The sequence below is a fragment of the Streptomyces sp. NPDC127097 genome, assembly GCF_042724075.1.
Taxonomy (GTDB): Bacteria; Actinomycetota; Actinomycetes; order Streptomycetales; family Streptomycetaceae; genus Streptomyces.
In genome coordinates this window covers 280497-298907 of sequence record NZ_JBHXFI010000001.1, presented here as the reverse complement: position 1 = coordinate 298907, position 18411 = coordinate 280497, and the positions used below count along the sequence as shown (strand labels likewise).

Annotated in this window: 16 protein-coding genes and 1 pseudogene; 7 read left to right on the top strand and 10 right to left on the bottom strand. The window is 72.7% G+C overall.

Features of this window, described 5'->3' with window-relative positions; all coding sequences use genetic code 11:
* Positions 1-126: 126 nt before the first annotated feature.
* A complete protein-coding gene (locus tag ACFWJW_RS01390; RefSeq protein ID WP_387233162.1) occupies positions 127-1026 on the top strand; it encodes a phosphorothioated DNA-binding restriction endonuclease in 900 nt (299 codons plus the stop codon).
* A gap of 34 nt (positions 1027-1060) precedes the next feature.
* On the opposite strand, the gene ACFWJW_RS01385 is transcribed toward ACFWJW_RS01390, so the two are convergent.
* Positions 1061-1615: a hypothetical protein gene (locus ACFWJW_RS01385; protein WP_387233159.1), complete on the bottom strand. Its 555-nt coding sequence runs from the start codon at positions 1613-1615 to the stop codon at positions 1061-1063.
* Positions 1616-1860: 245 nt separating this feature from the next.
* On the opposite strand from ACFWJW_RS01385, the gene ACFWJW_RS01380 reads away from it, so the two are divergent.
* The 3 genes and pseudogenes from ACFWJW_RS01380 (at position 1861) to ACFWJW_RS01370 (ending at position 4639) form a co-directional block, all read left to right on the top strand.
* Positions 1861-3192, top strand: coding sequence for a sensor histidine kinase (locus ACFWJW_RS01380; protein WP_387233156.1), 1332 nt, complete (start codon positions 1861-1863; stop codon positions 3190-3192).
* Positions 3179-3820, top strand: a complete 642-nt coding sequence (locus tag ACFWJW_RS01375) for a response regulator (protein WP_387233154.1) — start codon at positions 3179-3181, stop codon at positions 3818-3820. Before ACFWJW_RS01380 ends, ACFWJW_RS01375 begins: the two co-directional genes overlap by 14 nt.
* Positions 3821-4259: 439 nt before the next feature.
* A pseudogene (locus ACFWJW_RS01370) lies at positions 4260-4639 on the top strand (AraC family transcriptional regulator).
* Positions 4640-4725: 86 nt separating this feature from the next.
* On the opposite strand, the gene ACFWJW_RS01365 reads toward ACFWJW_RS01370, so the two are convergent.
* From ACFWJW_RS01365 to ACFWJW_RS01350, 4 genes are all read right to left on the bottom strand, one after another.
* Entirely contained in the window at positions 4726-5934 is a 1209-nt protein-coding gene (locus tag ACFWJW_RS01365; RefSeq protein WP_387233447.1) for a DUF2786 domain-containing protein, read from the bottom strand.
* Between the two features lie 127 nt (positions 5935-6061).
* The gene (locus ACFWJW_RS01360; RefSeq protein WP_387233151.1) at positions 6062-7018 is read right to left on the bottom strand and encodes a GNAT family N-acetyltransferase; all 957 of its coding nucleotides are present in this window, start codon (positions 7016-7018) and stop codon (positions 6062-6064) included.
* Positions 7019-7171: 153 nt separating this feature from the next.
* The gene (locus ACFWJW_RS01355; RefSeq protein WP_387233148.1) at positions 7172-8437 is read right to left on the bottom strand and encodes an Ig-like domain-containing protein; all 1266 of its coding nucleotides are present in this window, start codon (positions 8435-8437) and stop codon (positions 7172-7174) included.
* Positions 8438-8706: 269 nt separating this feature from the next.
* Complete coding sequence (locus ACFWJW_RS01350) at positions 8707-8994, bottom strand: hypothetical protein (RefSeq protein WP_387233145.1); 288 nt, start codon at positions 8992-8994, stop codon at positions 8707-8709.
* Between the two features lie 160 nt (positions 8995-9154).
* On the opposite strand from ACFWJW_RS01350, the gene ACFWJW_RS01345 reads away from it, so the two are divergent.
* On the top strand, positions 9155-9538 hold the full coding sequence (locus ACFWJW_RS01345) for a hypothetical protein (RefSeq protein ID WP_387233142.1): 384 nt from the start codon (positions 9155-9157) through the stop codon (positions 9536-9538).
* A gap of 47 nt (positions 9539-9585) precedes the next feature.
* On the opposite strand, the gene hutH is transcribed toward ACFWJW_RS01345, so the two are convergent.
* From hutH to ACFWJW_RS01320, 5 genes are all read right to left on the bottom strand, one after another.
* A complete protein-coding gene (hutH, locus tag ACFWJW_RS01340) occupies positions 9586-11130 on the bottom strand; it encodes a histidine ammonia-lyase (RefSeq protein WP_387233140.1) in 1545 nt (514 codons plus the stop codon).
* A 118-nt stretch (positions 11131-11248) separates the two neighbouring features.
* The gene (locus tag ACFWJW_RS01335; RefSeq protein WP_387233444.1) at positions 11249-12373 is read right to left on the bottom strand and encodes a diguanylate cyclase domain-containing protein; all 1125 of its coding nucleotides are present in this window, start codon (positions 12371-12373) and stop codon (positions 11249-11251) included.
* A gap of 539 nt (positions 12374-12912) precedes the next feature.
* The gene (locus ACFWJW_RS01330; protein ID WP_387233137.1) at positions 12913-13719 is read right to left on the bottom strand and encodes an enoyl-CoA hydratase/isomerase family protein; all 807 of its coding nucleotides are present in this window, start codon (positions 13717-13719) and stop codon (positions 12913-12915) included.
* Positions 13720-13939: 220 nt separating this feature from the next.
* Positions 13940-15094 carry an adenylate/guanylate cyclase domain-containing protein gene (locus ACFWJW_RS01325; protein ID WP_387233135.1) on the bottom strand — a complete coding sequence of 385 codons (1155 nt, stop codon included), beginning with the start codon at positions 15092-15094 and terminating at the stop codon, positions 13940-13942.
* A 205-nt stretch (positions 15095-15299) separates the two neighbouring features.
* Positions 15300-16250 (bottom strand): biotin--[acetyl-CoA-carboxylase] ligase, encoded by a 951-nt coding sequence (locus tag ACFWJW_RS01320; protein ID WP_387233132.1) that lies wholly within the window; start codon positions 16248-16250, stop codon positions 15300-15302.
* 131 nt (positions 16251-16381) lie between these two features.
* Between ACFWJW_RS01320 and ACFWJW_RS01315 the strand changes: the two genes are divergently transcribed.
* Both ACFWJW_RS01315 and ACFWJW_RS01310 read left to right on the top strand, forming a co-directional pair.
* Entirely contained in the window at positions 16382-17971 is a 1590-nt protein-coding gene (locus ACFWJW_RS01315) for an acyl-CoA carboxylase subunit beta (protein ID WP_387233130.1), read from the top strand.
* A 40-nt stretch (positions 17972-18011) separates the two neighbouring features.
* Positions 18012-18224, top strand: coding sequence for an acyl-CoA carboxylase epsilon subunit (locus tag ACFWJW_RS01310; RefSeq protein ID WP_387233127.1), 213 nt, complete (start codon positions 18012-18014; stop codon positions 18222-18224).
* Positions 18225-18411 lie beyond the last annotated feature (187 nt).

Here is an 18411-nt window from a genome sequence, read left to right as displayed (position 1 = left end):
CGGACCGGAACCGGGGATTCGGCCGCCGTTATCTGTACGTGCGGCCGGGGGCTTCGGTTCAATCCCGTTCCGCATCGAGGTCCCGCGCGGGCAGCCGGTTCACCACCCGTCCTACAGTCGCCTGTCATGGAGTGGATCGAGCGGGTGGGAAATCTGCGGCAGTGGACGCACAACGGAACCCGTGCGCCGCACAAACCCCTGTTGCTGCTCTATGCGTTGGGGCGGTTCCAGCGGCAGCCCGACGGCTCGCTGCGCTACTCGGACATCGAGCGTGATCTGGCGGAACTGCTACAGGACTACGGTCCCGCGCACCGGACCTCGCCCTCGTACCCGTTCCACCATCTCATCAGTGACGGCGTCTGGGAGGTGCGCACCGACGACGGGGAGGCCAGTCCGGGCACCGGGGTCCGGGTGTTGCGGGAGAGCGGTGCGCGGGGGCAGCTCGTCCCGGACCTGCGCGCCGCGCTGTCCACGGACCCGGCGCTGCTCGGGCGGTTGGCGCAGCTGCTGCTGGACAGCCACTTCCCGCCGTCGCTCCACGCGGACCTCACCGCCGCCGTCGGACTCGACCTCGAACCGGTGGCGGCGGTGCGCACCGCCGGCCCGGCGGCCGAGCGCCGGCGCGCGGCCGAGCTGCGCAGGCAGGTACTGGTGGCCTACGAGTACCGCTGCGCCTTCTGCGGGTTCGACGGGTCGCTCGGCCGGGTGCCGGTCGGGCTGGAAGCCGCCCATGTCCAGTGGTGGGCCTTCCAGGGGCCGGACGACCTCGCCAACTGCCTGTGTCTGTGCTCGCTGCACCACAAGCTGTTCGACCGGGGCGTACTCGGCCTGGACGGCGGCCGGCGGATCGCTGTCTCCCGGGAGTTCGTGGGCCATGGCGCCGCGGCCCGTGCCCAGGTGCTCGCCCTCACCGGCCAACCGCTCATCGGCCCCCAGAGCGGATGCCCCAGGGTGGCCCCCGAGCACATCCGCTGGCATACGGCGCAGGTGTTCCGCGGTGCGGCGCGGATGGCCGAGCACGCCTGACCGGAGCGGTCCGGCCGGACGTCGCGGGCGGCCCTCAGACCGCGGCCGGCTGCTCTTCCGTCCCCACCGGCTCCGCGGGCGAAAGGCGGATGCGGCGGCGCTTTGCCACGAGCACCGCGGTGCGGGTGAGAACCATGGCCAGGGACATGAAGACAAAGGCATTGGAGTAGACGTCCGGACCGCTGAGCTCATTTTCGATGCTGAAGCGGATCAGGCCCTCGGCGAACCAGTGCTCGGCGCCATAGGCGAAAAGGACGCGGGCGCTGGAGAGGACGATCCAGACCAGGGCGTAGCCGAATCCGCCGATGGTGTAGATCTGCCCGTCGGCGCCGCGGTGGGCGGGGAGCAGGACGCCGGCGACCAGACCGCAGATCACGCCCACGCCGACGCCGATGAGCTGGAAGGACGGGGCATTCCCCGAGGTCGGGAACGAGTCCACGAAGATCGCGATGATGACGGCGACCGCGAGTACGGAGCGCAGCATGCGCATATTGGTGACCCGGCGGCGGCCCAGGTCGGTCGCCAGGATGATGGTGAGAATGGAGACGCTGGCAATCAGCGCGATAACGAACTGACTCAGGTGGTTCATGGAATTCCGGGGCCTTTCCGCAATGCTGCGAGGTGTGTTGCTCCGGCGGTTTCTGCGCTGTCCGCCGACCGCCGTCAACGACGTTATGGCGACCCCTTGTTGTGGGGGTACGACCGGCCGGTGGATTCAGCTGTCCACCGGTCGGTGGACAGCGCGGCCGGGGCGGAAGCCGGGGTGATAGGACTGGGGCCGCGGTGGCACGATGGCGCCCGCGCCCCGGTGCGGGGCCGTTCGGATGCAGGGGGATGGACACGGTGACGCGTGAGGCGCGGCGCGCGCCCGACGCACGGGTGCGTTGGTTCGGGCTGTGGGACAGCTACTTCGTGATCTGCTATCTGGTCACCACGGGGCTGGTGTTCACCTCCGCCGTACCGCAGACCGGGCGGCTGATCGCCATCGGTGCGCTGACGCTGGCCGTGCCCTGGTACGCGGGGATCGGGCGGCCGTTGATGCTGCGTCATGACCGGGACCGGCGGAACGCGGTCTTCGCCGGCGGGCTCTTCGGGCTGTTCGGGCTCGCCACCGCGGTGGATCTGACGAGTGCGTTCGCGCTGTTCGCGCTGGTCCCGATGCTGATGATGAGCCTGGACACCCGGCCGGCCGTGGTGGCCGGCGTGCTCGGCAATCTCGTCCCCGTCACGATGCTGTGGCTCCAGGGCGGCGCCACCGCCCCGCTGATGCTGTTCGTGCTGCTGGCGTCGCTGCTCGGGATCGCGCTGTCCGTGCTCCTCGGGCTGTGGATCAAGCGGGTGGTACGGCAGAACCGGGAGCACGCCGAACTCATCGAGGAGCTACGGCGGAACCGCGAGCAGGTGGCCCGGCTGTCGCACCAGGCCGGGATCTCCGCCGAGCGCGAGCGGCTGGCGCGCGAGATTCACGACACCCTGGCGCAGAGCCTGACCAGCATCATCAGCCTGGTGCAGGCGGCCGACGCGGAGGTGGAGGGCGCTCCCGCCGTCGCCCGGAAGCACCTCGCGCTGGTCGGGCGGATGGCCAAGGAGAGCCTGGCGGAGGCCCGTTCCTTCGTCGCCGACCGGACGCCCGCTTCGCTGCGGGAGAGTTCCCTGGCGCAGGCGCTGCGGCGGCAGGCGGACGGGCTGGCCGCGCAGACCGGGCTGCTGGCGCGGTTCACCGTCGACGGGGACGAGCGGCCGCTGCCGATGGCGGTCAATGTCGTCCTGCTGCGGGCCGCGCAGGAGGCCGGCACCAATGTGCGCAAGCACGCCGATGCCCGTGCGGTGGACCTGGTGCTGCGGTACGGCGAAGGGCACGTCGGGCTCCAGGTCACCGATGACGGCAAGGGGTTCGACGCGGCGGAGGCGGAGCGTGGTGCGGCACAGGGCGGGCCGGACGGGCCCGGCGGCGGGGACGAGGACGGCGGGTTCGGGCTGCGGGGCATGGCGGCCCGGCTGGCGGAGATCGGTGGGGCGATGAGCGTGCTGAGCGAGCCGGGAGCGGGCACCGTCGTCGAGGTGACGGTGCCCTTGGACGAGGCGGCGGGACGCCCGGAGGAGCCGTCGGCACCGCGCCCCGAAGTGGCGGAACGGCGGACGGAGGCGGCACATGAAGGGCGTTGAGGACCCGGCCGTGGTGCGGGTGCTGCTCGCGGACGATCATCCCGTCGTCCGCGAGGGCCTGTGCGCCATGCTCGAATCCGACCCGGGCATCGAGGTCGTGGGGCAGGCGGGCTGCGGTGAGGAGGCCGTGACGCTGGCGGAGCGGCTGACCCCGGACCTGGTGCTGCTGGATCTGCGGATGGGCGCGATGGACGGGGTCGCCGCCACCGGCCACATCCTGCGGCGGTCGCCGCGCACCAAGGTCGTCATCGTCACCACCTACGAGGACGACGGCGACATCCTGCGCGCCGTGGAGGCGGGCGCGGCCGGCTATCTCCTCAAGGGCAGTTCCCGGGCGGAGCTGATCGACGCGGTGCACGGTGCGGCGCGCGGGGCGACCGTGCTGACGCCGTCGCTGGCCCCCAAGCTGTTCCGGGCGCGGGCGGTGGAGGCGCCGCTGCTGTCCGGCCGGGAGTGCGAGGTGCTGCGGCTGGTCAGCCAGGGGCTGACCAATGCCGAGATCGGCCGGCAGCTGTTCATCGGTGAGGCGACGGTCAAGACCCATCTCCTGCGGGCGTTCAAGAAGCTGGAGGTGTCGGACCGGACCGCGGCCGTGATCACGGCGCTGGAGCGCGGGTTGCTGGCGTAGGGCCACGCCCAGGCCCTGGTCCCGGGCCGGCCCTGGGCCCGCTGCCCGCTGCCCGCCGGCCGCCGGTCCGTCGCGTCAGCACCCGCGTCGTGGCGCCGTAACCGGGCCCGATCTCCAGGGTGTCGGCGCCCAGGGGGACGTCTTCGAGCGCCCAGGGCAGCAGGTCCTTCTCCACCGCGCGGGCCCACATCCGGGAGTTGCACACCCACTGGTGATAGCGATTCATGGAGGTCATGCGGCGAGCGTAGGGAGCGGCCGCGGTGGCCACCACCACGCGACAGGGGGACATGTTGTATCGCAGGACGGACAGCGCTGAACGGCCGGACGAGAGCGCGGTGTTGGACGCGGTGGAGCCGCCGGCCGGGCGCGCGGCGGCGGACGGTCAGGTGGCGCCGCCGGGGCCGCCCGCGGGGCGGCGGTCGTCGTCGGGAGCTTCGCGATGGACCGGGGGCAGTGGTTCGCCCGCCATCGCCATGAGCACCATCAACTGGCCTGGGCACGGCGGGGAGTTCTGGCCGTACGGGCCACCGGCACCACCTGGGTGCTGCCGCCCTCCATGGCGCTGTGGATTCCGGCCGGAACCCGCACGCCACCGGCGCCGCCGGCCGGACGCTGGCGCGGGCGTTCGTGGCGGACACCGGTATGCCGTACGGGCAGTGGCGCACCCGGATCCGGCTCCAGGCGGCGATGCCGCTGCTGGCCGGCGGCGCGACGGTGGTGGCGGTGGCGGCCCGGGTGGGCTATGCCTCCCCGAGTGCCTTCGTCGCGGCCTTCCGACGGGCGGTCGGGGTGCCGCCGGGCGCGTACTTCGCCCCGTGACGGCGGAGGGCTGACGGCTCACGGCTCACGGCTCACGGCTGACGGCGCGTGCCCGCCGCCGTGACCGTCGTCGGCCGCCCCCTACGTCACCCCTCCCCCAGCCGGGCCCGGTCGGCCGCCGCTCTGCCCTGGTGCCAGCCGTCGGCGTCGCGGACGCCGCGGAGGCGGACCGGGGCGGTGTCGGGGAAGAGGGCGCCGGTGGTCCGCTCGACGGCGAGGGCGCGGGCGGCGAGGACCGGGAGGAGGTCGGGGGCCGTAGCGGCGGACTCGGCGGTGGCGGCGGCCGTGGCGTCGGCGGTGGCCGCCGCGAGCCGGTCGCGGATGCGGTCGGCGTAGGCCACCAGGAAGGTCTGGCGGAAGTCCCGGGTGCGGCGGGCGCGGCCGCGGGCATGGACGGCGTCGCCCGCGCGGTTCATCGCGGCGGTGGCCTGGAGCAGCAGCGAGGTGTAGAGCATCTCGGCCGCCTCCAGGTCGGACGCGAAGCCGATGAGGGTGGAGAAGCCGACGTCGGCGGCCCAGACGGCCTGGCAGCGGTTGGCGGCCGCGACCGCGTCGAGCAGCAGCGCCTTGGCCTGTTCGTAGGGGCCCTCGATGCCGATACGGACCGCTGACGGGCCGTCGGTCCGGCCGCCCGGGGCGCCGTCCGCGCGGTCGAGGAGCGCCTCGTCGATGCTGTGCCGGGCCATCAGCTCCTGCGCCTTGGCGGACAGCGCCTCGGCCTCCTCGGCGTAGTCGGTCGCCTCGGCCTTGGCGAGCAGACCGCGGATCCGCCCGAGGGCACGTGCCGCGGCGTCACCGGCCGGCCCGCTCCTGGCGCCTGGCTGCGGCGGGGCCGGCAGCGGGGTGATCCGGGGCAGCCGGGCGAGCAGGCGCAGCGCGGCCAGCACGTCGTACGCGGTCTCGAAGCGGGAGGAGCGGCGGCGCCGGGCCAGGGCGTCGAGGTAGCCGGTGTCGGCGGGCCACCAGACCTCGGCGCCGAGGTGCCGCAGCTGCTCGGCCCAGCGCGGGTCCGGAGCCGGGCGGCCGGCCGGCGTCCGGGCCGCCTCGGCCGCGATGGCGTCGACGACCAGCGCCACGAGGGCGGTGTCGGCGGCCTCGCGCCGTACGATCCGCGCCAGGTCGGCGGGGTGCCAGCCGCCCGCCCAGCACTGCCGCACGCCCGCCACGGCGGCCTCGACCACCGCCGCGCTCACCGCCGCCCAGCCGGCCCCGTCCGCCGCCAGCATCGAGGCACCCGCCTCGATGGCGTCCTCGGCCCGTTCGCCGTCCGGCGCGTAACGGACGCTGCCGAGCACCTGCCCGACCAGTTCACCGGCCGACGGCGACGGCCCGCCGCGCCCTTTTCCTCCGCGCTCACTCACCCGTTCACTGTACGGAGGGCCCGCCGGCGCACTCCCGGGAGGCGGTCGCCGGGCCCCGGCCTCAGAGCCGCACCTGGTAGAGGCCGAGGGGCCGCTCCGCCCGGTAGCCGAGGGCGGCGTTGACCGCCCGCATCGGGGCGTTCTCGTCCGCGACCGTCGTCTCGATCTCCCGTACGTCCGGCCGCCGCGCGCGCAGGTACTCCAGCATCCGCAGTTTGACGGCCCGGCCGAGGCCACGGCCGCGGTGGGCGGGGACGACGACGGTGTCGTACTGCACGGCCTGTACGGAGTCCGGGGTGGGCAGCATGAGTTCGGTGTAGCCGGCCACGGCGCCGTCGGCCTCCGCGAGGGCCGCCACGGTCAGCAGCACACCGCCACGGTCCAGGACGACCCGGGCCGCGGCCCGTATCCGCTCGGCGTCCCAGGGGTCGTGCTGTGCGTCCAGGTCGCCGGCCGGGGCGTCCTCCATGGCGTCATGGGCGCGGGCGTGGGCGGCGGCATGCTCGTCGGGGACGACGCCGCTCCAGGTGGCGAAGCGATAGCCGGCGGGGAGCGCGACGCCCGTGGCCGGGGTGGGGGCGGTCCGCACGTCCTGTACGTAGGCCACCAGCGGCAGCGCGCACTCCGCGCCCCGGGCGACGGCGAACCGCTCGCCCGCGCCGCCGCGCTCCGCCAGGGTGCTCACGGAGGTACGGCCCTCGGCGGCCAGCCTCGCGCGCACCGTCTCCCACAGCGCCCGGCCCACCCCGCGGCCGCGCCGGGCGGGGTGCACCGTCAGGGTGTCGAGGAAGGCGGTGCCGGCGTTCTCCTCGGTGTCGTGGAGGCGGAGCAGGGCGACGCCCGCGTAGCCGGTGGCGCCGCCGGGGGCCGGCAGCGCGACGGGGACGGCGCGGCTGTGCAGGGAGGGGATCCGCAGCCGGCCGGCCTCGGCGGCCCGTTCGAGGGCCGGGCCGCCCGGCCGGTCGTGGGCACGGGCGGCGGCGAGCACGGTGAACCAGGCGTCGGTGTCGATGTTCATAGGGCGGACCGTACGCAGCGACGATGCCCGGCGCGCCGTATTTTCGGCGCTCCGGGCATCGGTCGCTTCGAGCGGTGATGCGAGCGGTGGGCGGTCAGGTCACCCGGCAGTCCCGGCGGTCAGGGTGCCGGGCCGGCCGTTCCTAGCAGGCCGTCACTGCACCGCGCTGCCGGCCACCCACTGCGACCAGCCCATGTTCCAGCCGTTCAGGCCGTTGTCCGGCTTGACGCTCTTGTCGGGGGAGTTGACGACGTCGACCACGTCACCGGTCTGCGAGTGGTCGAAGAACCAGGCGCCGTCCGTCTTGGGGTCCTTGGCTCCCTTGGCGTCCTCCAGGCCGATGCAGCCATGGCTGGTGTTGGCCTTGCCGAAGATGCCCTTGCCCCAGTAGTTGCCGTGGATGAAGGTGCCGGAATTGGTCAGGCGCATGGCGTGCGGCACATCGGGGATGTCGTACTCGCCCTTGCCGTTGTGCTTCTTGAAGCCGACCGTCGAACCGTTCATCCGGGTCTGCTTGAACCGCTCGGAGATGACCATCTTGCCGTTGTAGGTGGCGTTCTCGTCGCTGCCGGCCGAGATCGGAATGGTCTTGAGGGTCCGGCCGTCCCGCACCACGGTCATCTCGTGCGCCTTGGTGTCGACGGTGCTGATCTGCGAGTGGCCGACGTGGAAGCTGACGGTCTTGTTCTGGATGCCCTTGACGCCCGGCGACGCCTCGACGCCGTCCAGGCCGAGCTCCATGGTGACCTCGGAGTTCGCCTTCCAGTAGTTCTGGGGACGGAAGTCCAGCCGCTTGTCGTTGAACCAGTGGCCGACGACCCGCTGGTTGCTGCTCGACGCGACGTTGATCGCGGACTGCACGTCCGCCTTGTTCTTGACCGGCTTGTCGAAGTTGATCGACACCGGCATGCCGACGCCGACGGTCGAGCCGTCCTCCGGCGTGAAGTTTCCGATGAAGCTGTTCGCCGGGGCGACGGTGGTGAAGCTGGAATTCTCCACCGCCTTACGTCCCTGGGAGTCCACCGCATGCGCGGTGACCTTGTACTTCGTCGAGCGGCTCAGCGGCTGGTCCGGCTTCCAGGAGCTGCCGTCGGCGGACAGCGTCCCCTCGACCGGCTGCTTGGTCTCGACCGAGGTCATGGTGACATCGGTGAGTTTCCCGTCGCTGACCGTGACACTCGCGTCACTGTTGACGCCCGTGTCGGTGGCGCCGTCCTCCGGGAGGATCGTGATCTTGGCGTCGGAGGCGTCCTTCGCCGCCGCCTCGTCCACCTGGCGGATGTTCTCGTGCCAGGTGGCGTCAGCGCCGTCATGACCTCGGTCGGCCGCACTGCTGCCGCCACACGCCGCAAGCGTGAGTACGCCCCCGAGCAGCGCGGCGCTGGCTATGAAGCCCTTCCGGCGCTTGCTGTCCGTCATCACACGTATCTCCATTGCTACCGATTTCGCACGTTCCCCGAGCGAGCAGCCAACTGAACGCCGGCTCATATGGACGCCTGGCATTCCGGCCGACGCCATTTGAACGCCTTTTCCTTTTCGCCCGTTCCATGCCTCCACAAAGTGTGGGGAAGGCCACTTATGGCCTGGACCGGTCAAAAGGGTGATCATCCGGCGCGGGCGCACCGCCACGTAGTCGGCCCCCGTACGGCGGGGAGCCATACGGGGGCCGTGGTCATCGGGGGTTCCGGTCAGCCCTCCCCGTCCGCGTCGTCCGCCAGATCCCACTCCGCCGCGTCCCACTCGGCGTCCGGGTCGTAGTCGGTCAGCTCCTCGCTGCTCCAGGATGCCTGTGCGAGTTCGGCGCCCGGCACCTTGGTGACGAGGTCGAACGGGTCGATCAGATGGGCCAGCGCCTCCGCCGGGTCCTCCCGGACCGTCTCCAGCGACTGTCTGCGCTCCTCGCCGGGCAGCGAGGGGTCCCCGTCGATGTGGTCGACGGCGGCGCCGGTCAGCCGGGCCGCGTCGGTGACCTCCATGATCAATTCCACATGAAGGCGCACAAACCGTGATGTCTCACCATTGCTCATAGCACGGAGGTTAGGCATGGACGGCTCCCGACTTCCCCGCGACCCGCGGCGGTCATTAACATCTGAGGTCAACGGCCAATTCGCCGCACCCACAAGGGGGATCGCTGCCGTGACCGCACGACGACCACTGCTGACCGCCGCGGCCGCGGGATCGGTGCTGTTCGCCCTGGGGTTCGTGCCGTCCGCCAATGCCACCGCGGGGCATGACGGTGCGTCGGATTCCGCGCTGCGGGTGGCGTCCGCACCGCACGGTCCCGGCCCCGCCGACCGCGCGGTCAGCGGGGCACAGGAGGCCGTCAACGGGTCCACGGCGGCCACCTCGGACGGCAGCGGATCCGGTGCCGGAGCCCGCCCCGCCGGCCGGCCGCACTTCCTCGCCGACACCGGCAGCCCGGACACCACGCCGTATGTGATCGGCGGCGCCGCCTGTCTCGCGCTCGGCGCCGGCCTGGTCAGCTACTCCGTCCGCCGCACCCGCGACGAGACCGGCTGAGAGACGGGGCCGGCCGAGAGACGGGTCCCGGCCGGGACCCGCCGTCGTCAGGCCAGCACGCCCGTGACCGGCTCCACGGCCGCCACCAGCTTCCCGTCCCGGACGAACGCATACGCGCTCTCCAGGTCCGGCGCCAGGAAGCGGTCCTCGCCCGGCCCCTGGATGCCCGCTCCGCGCACCGCGTCCAGTACGGCGCGGGTGGCGGGGGCCGGCGTCAGACCCTCCCGCATCTCGATGGCACGGGTCGCCGCATAGAGCTCGACGGCGATGATCCGGGTCAGGTTGTCGACCGCGGTGCGCAGCTTGCGCGCCGCCGACCAGCCCATCGAGACATGGTCCTCCTGCATCGCGGAGGACGGGATGGAGTCCACCGACGCGGGCGCGGCCAGCCGCTTCAGCTCGCTGACCAGCGCGGCCTGGGTGTACTGGGCGATCATCAGCCCGGAGTCGACACCCGGGTCACCGGCCAGGAAGGCGGGCAGCCCGTGCGAACGGTTCTTGTCCAGCAGCCGGTCCGTACGGCGCTCCGCGATCGATCCGAGGTCGGCCGCGGCGATGGCCAGGAAGTCCAGTACGTAGGCGACCGGCGCACCGTGGAAGTTGCCGTTGGACTCGACCCGGCCGTCCGGCAGCACCGCCGGGTTGTCGACCGCGGCGGCCAGCTCCCGGTCCGCGACCAGCCGGGCGTGGTCGAGGGTGTCCCGGCCGGCGCCGGCGACCTGCGGGGCGCAGCGGATGGAGTAGGCGTCCTGGACGCGCGGGGCGTCGTCCTGGTGGTGCCCGGTGAACTCCGAACCGGCCAGCACCTTGGCCATGTTGGCGGCCGCGGCGGCCTGCCCGGGGTGCGGGCGGATGGCGTGCAGCTCGGGCGCGAGGACCTTGTCCGTGCCGAGCAGCGCTTCCAGGGAGAGGGCCGCGGTGATGTCCGCCGAGGTGAACAGCCGGGCGAGGTCGGCGCAGGCCATCACGAGCATGCCGAGCATGCCGTCGGTGCCGTTGAGGAGGGCCAGGCCCTCCTTCTCGCGCAGTTCGACGGGCTCGATGCCGTGCGCGGCCAGCAGCTCGGCGGCCGGCCGTACGACGCCGTCGGGGCCTTCCGCGTCGCCCTCGCCCATCAGCGTCAGCGCACAGTGCGAGAGCGGCGCCAGGTCGCCGGAGCAGCCGAGCGAGCCGTATTCGTGGACGACGGGGGTGATGCCGGCGTTGAGGAGGGCGGCCATCGTCTCGACGACGAGCGGGCGGACGCCGGTGTACCCGGAGGCGAGCGTCTTGAGCCGCAGGAACATCAGCGCGCGGACGACCTCCCGCTCGACCCGCGGGCCCATCCCGGCCGCGTGCGAGCGCACGATGTTGCGCTGGAGCTGGACGCGCAGCTCGGGGCTGATGTGGCGGACGGCGAGGGCACCGAAGCCGGTGGAGACGCCGTAGACGGGGTCGGGCTTGGCGGCGAGTTCATCGATGAAGGCGCGGGAGGTGGCGACGGCCGCGAGGGCTTCCTCGGACAGCTCGATCCGGGCCGCGCCGCGAGCCACCGCGATGACGTCCTGTGCGGTCGTGCCGGACGTCCCCAGCACCACAGTGTGCATATCCATATTCAGGCACCCTAGAGACTGAATCGCCGGATGTCACCACCGGATTTCAGGATCACCCCTTACCGATCTCGGCAACGGACCCACGTCCGGACCCGCGTCTCCGCACGGGCGGACCTCCTCACCTCCGGAAGCGCCGGCGCTCCGGTCCCGTCCGCCGGTCCGGGGCGTCCGCGAGCCGGACGACCGGGTCGTCCTTGCCGCCGTGCCGCCCGGCGATCACCGGCTCGCCGGACCGCGCCGCCTTGGCCTTGTACTGCGCGGCGTCCGCGAGCCGGAAGAGCCGGCGGGCGCTGCGCACCGGGCCGATCGGGTCCCCGGTCGAGGCGACCCCGACCGCGACCCCCTCACCGAGGTCCAACTCCCCTGCCCGGTCGCACAGTTCACCGGCGACCTTGACCACCTCGTCGGCCGGCGGCCCCACCGCGAGCAGACAGAACTCGTCACCGCCGAGCCGGGCGACGAGGGTGCCCGGCAGCATCGCGCCGCACAGCGACAGCACCGAGCCGAAGCGCTCCAGCAGGCGGTCGCCGACCGCATGGCCGCGCGAGTCGTTCACCCGCTTCAGCCCGTTGAGGTCGCACACCACCAGGCTGACCACCACCTCGTCCCGGCGGTGCAGCTCCAGCGCCTCGTCCAGCCGCATATCGACGGCACGGCGGTTGGCGAGGCCGGTCAGCGCATCGGTGAAGGCCAGCCGGCGGGCCTCCGCCAGCCGCTCGGTCTGCGCGATCCCGGCGGCCGTCACCGCGGCGAGCACACTCGCGAAGTCGGCGTCCGCCCGGCCGAAGACCGGCTCCCCCGTCCGCCGCGCGACATACAGCTCACCCCAGGCCCGCCCGTGCAGCACGATCGGCGCGACCACACAGCAGCCCCGGCCGCGGCGGCGCAGTGCGGCCATCCGCTGGCGGTTGCCGCCGCCGGCCCCGGCCGGGCCCTCCTCCGGCACCCGGGACGCCGGGCCGGGCGCCCCCTCGGCGGTCTCCACCCAGGCGCTGGGCTCACCGCCGCCCGCCCACTGCTCGTGCAGAAAGCCGACGATCTCCGGGAATTCATGGACGGGGTAGCTCTCGTCGTCCGGGAACTCCTCCTCGCCCTCGGCGAGTTCGCCGGTATTGACCAGCACCCGGAGCTTGCCCAGCTCGCGCTCCCATTTCGAGATCGCCGCGAAGGAGCCGCCCAGGGCCTGGCGCACCCCCAGCGCCGCGGCGTGCGCCGATTCTCGCGGCGTGTGCGCGGCCGCCATCGCCTGCGCCAGCTCCACCACTGCCCGCAGCCTCGCATCGCCCTCGCCCGTCACCGGATCCTCGCATTCCGTCACCGTGAGCACGCTCTGTACTACAGCGTAGGAATGTTTAACCCCTTTCGCCCCTTTCCGTGCGCGATCGACACCCGGGCGTTATGCGCGTCGTCCCTGGTCGGAGGTCGGGGGAAGGGGGTGAGAGGGGTTGGGGAGGGGTGCGGGCGGGATACGGGAGGGTTCTTACGGTGAGTAATCGTACGGGGACCGGGGGTACGCGGGGAGGGGCGGGCGGCGGGCGCTACGGGCACGGCGGGGGCGTTACGGCCTCGACGCGGGCGTTACGGCCACGGCCACAGCGCGGGCGCTACAGCCTCGGCGCGGGCGCTACGGCCACGGCGCGGGCGCTACGGCCCCGGCGCGGGCGCTGCGGCCACGGCGCGGTCGCCACGGGTCGCCCCCCGGCCGGCGGGCAGCGGTTTCCCTCTCCCCCCCCCCGGGCCCCGGGCCCAACCCACCCACCGCCACCACCTCCCCGCCCGCTGTCACTCCCCGGGCCACTCCGGATCCCGCTTCTCGTTGAAGGCCGCCACGCCCTCGGCCCGGTCCCCGGAGAAGGCCACGCTGCGCCAGGCGCCGTCCTCCAGGTCCAGGCCGGCCCGCAGGTCCAGCCCGTGCCCCAGCCGCATGGCGCGCTTGGCGGCCCGCAGGCCGACCGGCGAATTGCGGGCGATCCGGGCCGCCAGCTCCAGCGCCTCGGCCCGGTCCTGCCCGTCCGCCGCCAGCTGGTCGACCAGGCCCAGCCGAACGGCCTCGGGCGCCGGCACCCGCCGCGCGGTGAACACCAGCTCGGCCGCCCGCGCCGCGCCCACCCGGCGCGGCAGCAGCTGGGTACCCCCGCCGCCCGGGATGACCCCCACCGACACCTCCGGCAGCCCGACCACGGCCGTACCGTCGGCGACGATCAGATCGCAGGCCAGCGCCAGCTCGAAGCCGCCGCCGAGCGCGAAGCCGTGCACCGCGGCGATGGTCGGCACGGGGAGTTCCAGGACGCCCGTGTAGGCGGCGCGGGTGTGCGGGCGCTGGCGCATCAGGTCGGCGTCCGTGAAGGAGTTGCGCTCCTTGAGGTCGGCGCCCACGCAGAACGCCCGCTCATGGGTGGAGCTGAGAACCACCGCCCGTACGGAGCGGTCCGCGGCCAGCTCGGCGCACGCCTGCGCCAGGCTGTCGGCCATCGCCGTCGAGACCGCGTTCATGGCCTTGGGGCGGTCCATGACCAGCTCCGCCACGAAGCCGTGCCGCTCGACGGCGACCCAGCCGTCCGCACCGAACAGCTGCCGTTCCCGTTGCATACAGCCCTCCCTGTTAACGGTCGTTGACCTGACAGGGGGATCATGTCAGCCGGCGGCCCGGAGCAACAGGACGGACTTCGGGCTGTGGAAAACCGGCTGTGGACAAGCGGGCGCGGCACGGTACCGGCCCGGGGCAGGCCGCATCCGCCGGTGCCCCGGCCGTAAACCGCGCCGCCTCAAGTCGCGCCGCCTCAGACGCGCCACCTCAAGCCCCGCCGGTTCAGTCCCGCCGGCTCAGCAGCCAGGGCTCGACGACGCCCAGGCCGCGCACCGGGCGCTGCCACATCGGCTGGAGGGCGAAGCGGTACGTCGGGGGCGGGGCGCCGGTGCCCTCCTCGGCCGCCTTCTCCGCCGCCGCGGCATCGGCCTCGGAGACCGGGGCGTCACCGATCCGGCCCAGCTCCTCGGCGAACGCCTGGTCCACCAGCACGGTGTCCTTCGGCGCTATCGACGTCAGACGGCTGGCGAGGTTGACGGTCGTCCCGAACACATCGCCCATCCGGGTCGTGACCGTGCCGAACGCGATGCCGACCCGCAGCTCCGGCATCGTCTCGTCATGGGCCATCGTCTCGATCAGCCGCAGCCCGATCTCGGCGGCGATCCCGGCGTCATCGGCGGCGAAGAGGACCTCGTCGCCGAGGGTCTTGATCAGCCGGCCGCCGTGCGCGGCCACCAGGTCGGAGCAGGTGGTCTCGAACGCCTCCACCAGCTCGCCCAGTTCCTCGTCCTCCAGGCGGCGGGTCAGCCGGGTGAAACCCACCAGGTCGGCGAAGCCGACGGCCAGCCGGCGGTCGACCATCTCGACGTCGTCCTGGGCCCGCACGACCCGGCCGGTGGCGGCGGCGAGCTGGCGCCGCCAGACGTAGACGAGGAACTCCTCCAGCTCGGGGAGGAGCAGCTCGACCAGCGGATAGGTGATCTCCGTACGGGTCAGGCCGGAGTCCTGGGGCTCGGTGAGGCCCTCCAGGAAGGAGTCGATCTGCCAGTCGGCCAGTCGGGCGGTGGTCTGGCCCGTGGAACGGGCGACCTGGATGGCCATGGCCTCGCTGAGCAGTCCGGCCTCGACGAGACCGGCGAGCCGGCGCAGGGCCAGCACATCGGCCTCGGTCAGGGCCTTGACCTGGCCGATGTCGGCGAAGCCCATGGCGCGCCAGAAGCGGGCCGCGAGGTCCATCGAGACGCCGGCGCCGCGGGCCGCCTGGAACGGCGTGTAGCGGCGGTCGGCGCCGAGGATGAGTTGTTCGAGGCGGACGGCGATGTTGTTCTCGTCGCCCTCGTCCCCGGCCCCTGGGGGGTCGTTGACGGGGGTGTTGCTCACTGCCTCGTCCTCGGTGTCCGTGTCGCGCGAGGCGGCGCCCGAGTCGTCGGCGGTCACCGGCCGCTCCCTGTCCGATCCCTGCGCACTGCCCTTCCGATCACTGCTCGCCGGTGGCCCGCTCCCTGGCGGACCGCCTCAACGATACGGCAGGTGTGCTCTGGCTCACTCTCACATGTCGGCTCTGACCAAGGAAGAGGCGGGCCCTCGTCGGCGCGGCGGGTGCCGTGATACAGGGGGCCGGGGGCGCGGGGCGCGGCCGGGCTCACGGCTCCGGGGAGTCGTCGCCTCCGGGCCGCCGGGACGCCGTGGCGCGCAGGTGGATGATGTCGCCGGCGCCCACCGGGTGCCGTACGCCGTTCGCGGTGGCCAGGACCAGGCGGCCGTCCCCGTCGATGGCCACCGCCTCGCCGGTGAGGGCGGTGTCCCCGGGGAGTTCGGCGCGTACGGAGCGGCCCAGGGTGGCGCAGCCCGCGGCGTAGGTCTCCTGGAGGCGGCTGGCGCCGGGGTCGCCGACGGCGGACTGCCAGGTGGCGTACCACTCCTCCAGCGAGCGGAGGACGGCGCGCAGCAGCGGGTCGCGGTCGGTGGTGCGGGCGCCCGCCAGGGCCAGGGAGCCGGCGGTGGGCACCGGGAGTTCGCCGGTGGTGAGGGAGACGTTCAGGCCGATGCCGATGACGACGCCGGAGCCGGCCCGCTCGGCGAGGATGCCGCCCACTTTGCGCTCGCCGGTGCCGGGGGTCCCGTCCGGGCCCGGGGCGTCGGCGTCGGCATCCCCGGGGCAGCTGACCAGGATGTCGTTGGGCCACTTGAGGGACGTGTCGATACCGGCCGTCCGGGACAGGGCGGTGGCGGTGGCGACTCCGGTGAGCAGCGGGAGCCAGCCCCAGCGCTGCACGGGGACGCGGGGCGTGAGGTAGACGGAGAAGAAGAGGCCGGAGCGCGGGGGCGCCGACCAGCTGCGGTTGAGCCGGCCGCGGCCGGCGGACTGCTCCTCGGCCACCAGGACGGCGCCCTCCTCGGCCTTCCCCTCGGCCGCGCGGGCCGCCAGGTCGGTGTTGGTGGAGCCGGTGGCGGGGACGACGTCCAGGGAGGTCCAGAGCGCACCGGGGCGTACCAGGGCGCGGCGCAACGCCGTGGCGTTCAGCGGCGGCCGGCTCAGGTCACTCCAGCGGCCGGCATCTTTGTCCCGGTTTTCCGGTGGTTGAGGCGTCATGGGGCCAGCCTAGGTGTGGTCAACGACGCAGTGCCGCTGAGCAGTCCCGCGGATACGCTACGAATCGGTAGCCAAACCCGTACCACCCTCAGTACGAGCACCAGTCCAGGACGAGCAGGAGCCGCATCCCGATGTCCGAGCCGGAAGCAAACATCCACACCACCGCGGGCAAGTTGGCGGATCTGCAACGGCGGGTCGAAGAAGCCACCCATGCCGGTTCCGCCCGTGCCGTGGAAAAGCAGCACGCGAAGGGGAAGTTGACGGCGCGTGAGCGCATCGATCTGCTGCTGGACGAGGGCTCGTTCGTCGAGCTGGACGAGTTCGCGCGGCACCGGTCGACCAATTTCGGGCTGGATCAGACCCGCCCCTACGGCGACGGTGTGGTGTCCGGCTACGGCACGGTCGACGGCCGCCCGGTGGCGGTCTTCTCCCAGGACTTCACGGTCTTCGGCGGGGCGCTGGGCGAGGTCTTCGGCGAGAAGATCGTCAAGGTGATGGACTTCGCGCTCAAGACCGGCTGCCCGGTCATCGGCATCAACGACTCCGGCGGCGCGCGCATCCAGGAGGGCGTGGCCTCGCTGGGCATGTACGGCGAGATCTTCCGCCGCAACACCCATGCCTCCGGTGTGATCCCGCAGATCAGCCTGATCGTCGGCCCGTGTGCGGGCGGTGCGGTCTACTCCCCCGCCATCACCGACTTCACGGTCATGGTGGACCAGACCTCGCACATGTTCATCACCGGTCCGGACGTCATCAAGACGGTGACCGGTGAGGACGTCGGCTTCGAGGAGCTGGGCGGCGCCCGTACGCACAACACCACCTCGGGCGTGGCGCACCACATGGCGGGTGACGAGAAGGACGCCATCGAGTACATCAAGGGCCTGCTGTCCTACCTGCCGTCCAACAACCTCTCCGAGGCGCCCGCCTTCCCGGAGGAGGCGGACCTGGAGACCTCGGACACGGACCGCGAGCTGGACACCCTGATCCCGGATTCGGCCAATCAGCCGTACGACATGCATGTCGCGATCGAGCATGTCCTGGACGACCACGAATTCCTGGAGACCCAGGCGCTGTTCGCGCCGAACATCCTGACCGGCTTCGGGCGGGTCGAGGGCCATGCGGTCGGTGTGGTCGCCAACCAGCCGATGCAGTTCGCGGGCATCCTGGACATCAAGGCGTCGGAGAAGGCCGCGCGGTTCGTGCGGACCTGCGACGCGTTCAACGTCCCGGTGATCACCTTCGTGGACGTGCCCGGCTTCCTGCCCGGCACCGACCAGGAGTACGACGGGATCATCCGGCGCGGCGCCAAGCTGATCTACGCGTACGCGGAGGCCACCGTCCCGCTGATCACGGTCATCACGCGCAAGGCGTTCGGCGGCGCGTACGACGTCATGGGCTCCAAGCACCTGGGTGCGGACCTCAACCTGGCCTGGCCGACCGCGCAGATCGCCGTCATGGGCGCCCAGGGCGCGGTCAACATCCTGCACCGCCGCACGCTGGCCGCGATCGAGGACCCGGCCGCGCAGGACGAGCGGCGCCAGGAGCTGATCCAGGAGTACGAGGACGCCCTGCTCAACCCGTACGTCGCGGCCGAGCGCGGGTACATCGACGCGGTGATCATGCCGTCCGAGACGCGCCGGCACATCGTCCGCGGGCTGCGCACCCTGCGGAACAAGCGCGAGGCGCTGCCGCCGAAGAAGCACGGCAACATCCCGCTCTGACCGGCGGAACCAGCGGAACCAGTGAAGGGAGCCGTTCTCGATGATCAAGGTCGTACGGGGCAATCCGACCCCTGAGGAGCTGGCCGCCGCACTGGCGGTGGTACAGGCCCGCGCGGCGGCCGCCGCGGCCGTCGCGCCCGGAAAGCCGGACCGCGGCACCGAGTGGTCGGACCCCGCGTCCACGGTTCCGGCGCGGGCCCGTATGCCGCATCCGGGGCCGCGGGCCTGGCGGACGAGTTACTGGCCGCATTGACCGGTTCACGCCGGGTGGCCACCGGGCCGCCAGGTCGGTGCATGGTGCACTGACTAGTCCCTTTACCCCGTGGCGCCTGAGTACGCGTACTCCGGCGCCCCGCGCGGGGTGGGGCCCGGATGGATAAAAGCTGTGGTGAGATACGCCCCAAGAGCCACCGGACAGTGGGATAAAAAAAACAGACGCG

Coding starts and splice junctions, on each gene's coding strand:
- ACFWJW_RS01390 (WP_387233162.1), top strand. CDS start 127: ATGGAGTGGATCGAGCGGGTGGGAAATCTGCGGCAGTGGACGCACAAC.
- ACFWJW_RS01315 (WP_387233130.1), top strand. CDS start 16,382: ATGTCCGAGCCGGAAGCAAACATCCACACCACCGCGGGCAAGTTGGCG.
- ACFWJW_RS01385 (WP_387233159.1), bottom strand. CDS start 1,615: ATGAACCACCTGAGTCAGTTCGTTATCGCGCTGATTGCCAGCGTCTCC.
- ACFWJW_RS01310 (WP_387233127.1), top strand. CDS start 18,012: ATGATCAAGGTCGTACGGGGCAATCCGACCCCTGAGGAGCTGGCCGCC.
- ACFWJW_RS01360 (WP_387233151.1), bottom strand. CDS start 7,018: ATGAACATCGACACCGACGCCTGGTTCACCGTGCTCGCCGCCGCCCGT.
- hutH (WP_387233140.1), bottom strand. CDS start 11,130: ATGGATATGCACACTGTGGTGCTGGGGACGTCCGGCACGACCGCACAG.
- ACFWJW_RS01320 (WP_387233132.1), bottom strand. CDS start 16,250: ATGACGCCTCAACCACCGGAAAACCGGGACAAAGATGCCGGCCGCTGG.
- ACFWJW_RS01330 (WP_387233137.1), bottom strand. CDS start 13,719: ATGCAACGGGAACGGCAGCTGTTCGGTGCGGACGGCTGGGTCGCCGTC.
- ACFWJW_RS01335 (WP_387233444.1), bottom strand. CDS start 12,373: ATGGCGGCCGCGCACACGCCGCGAGAATCGGCGCACGCCGCGGCGCTG.
- ACFWJW_RS01355 (WP_387233148.1), bottom strand. CDS start 8,437: ATGACGGACAGCAAGCGCCGGAAGGGCTTCATAGCCAGCGCCGCGCTG.
- ACFWJW_RS01375 (WP_387233154.1), top strand. CDS start 3,179: ATGAAGGGCGTTGAGGACCCGGCCGTGGTGCGGGTGCTGCTCGCGGAC.
- ACFWJW_RS01350 (WP_387233145.1), bottom strand. CDS start 8,994: ATGGAGGTCACCGACGCGGCCCGGCTGACCGGCGCCGCCGTCGACCAC.
- ACFWJW_RS01380 (WP_387233156.1), top strand. CDS start 1,861: ATGGACACGGTGACGCGTGAGGCGCGGCGCGCGCCCGACGCACGGGTG.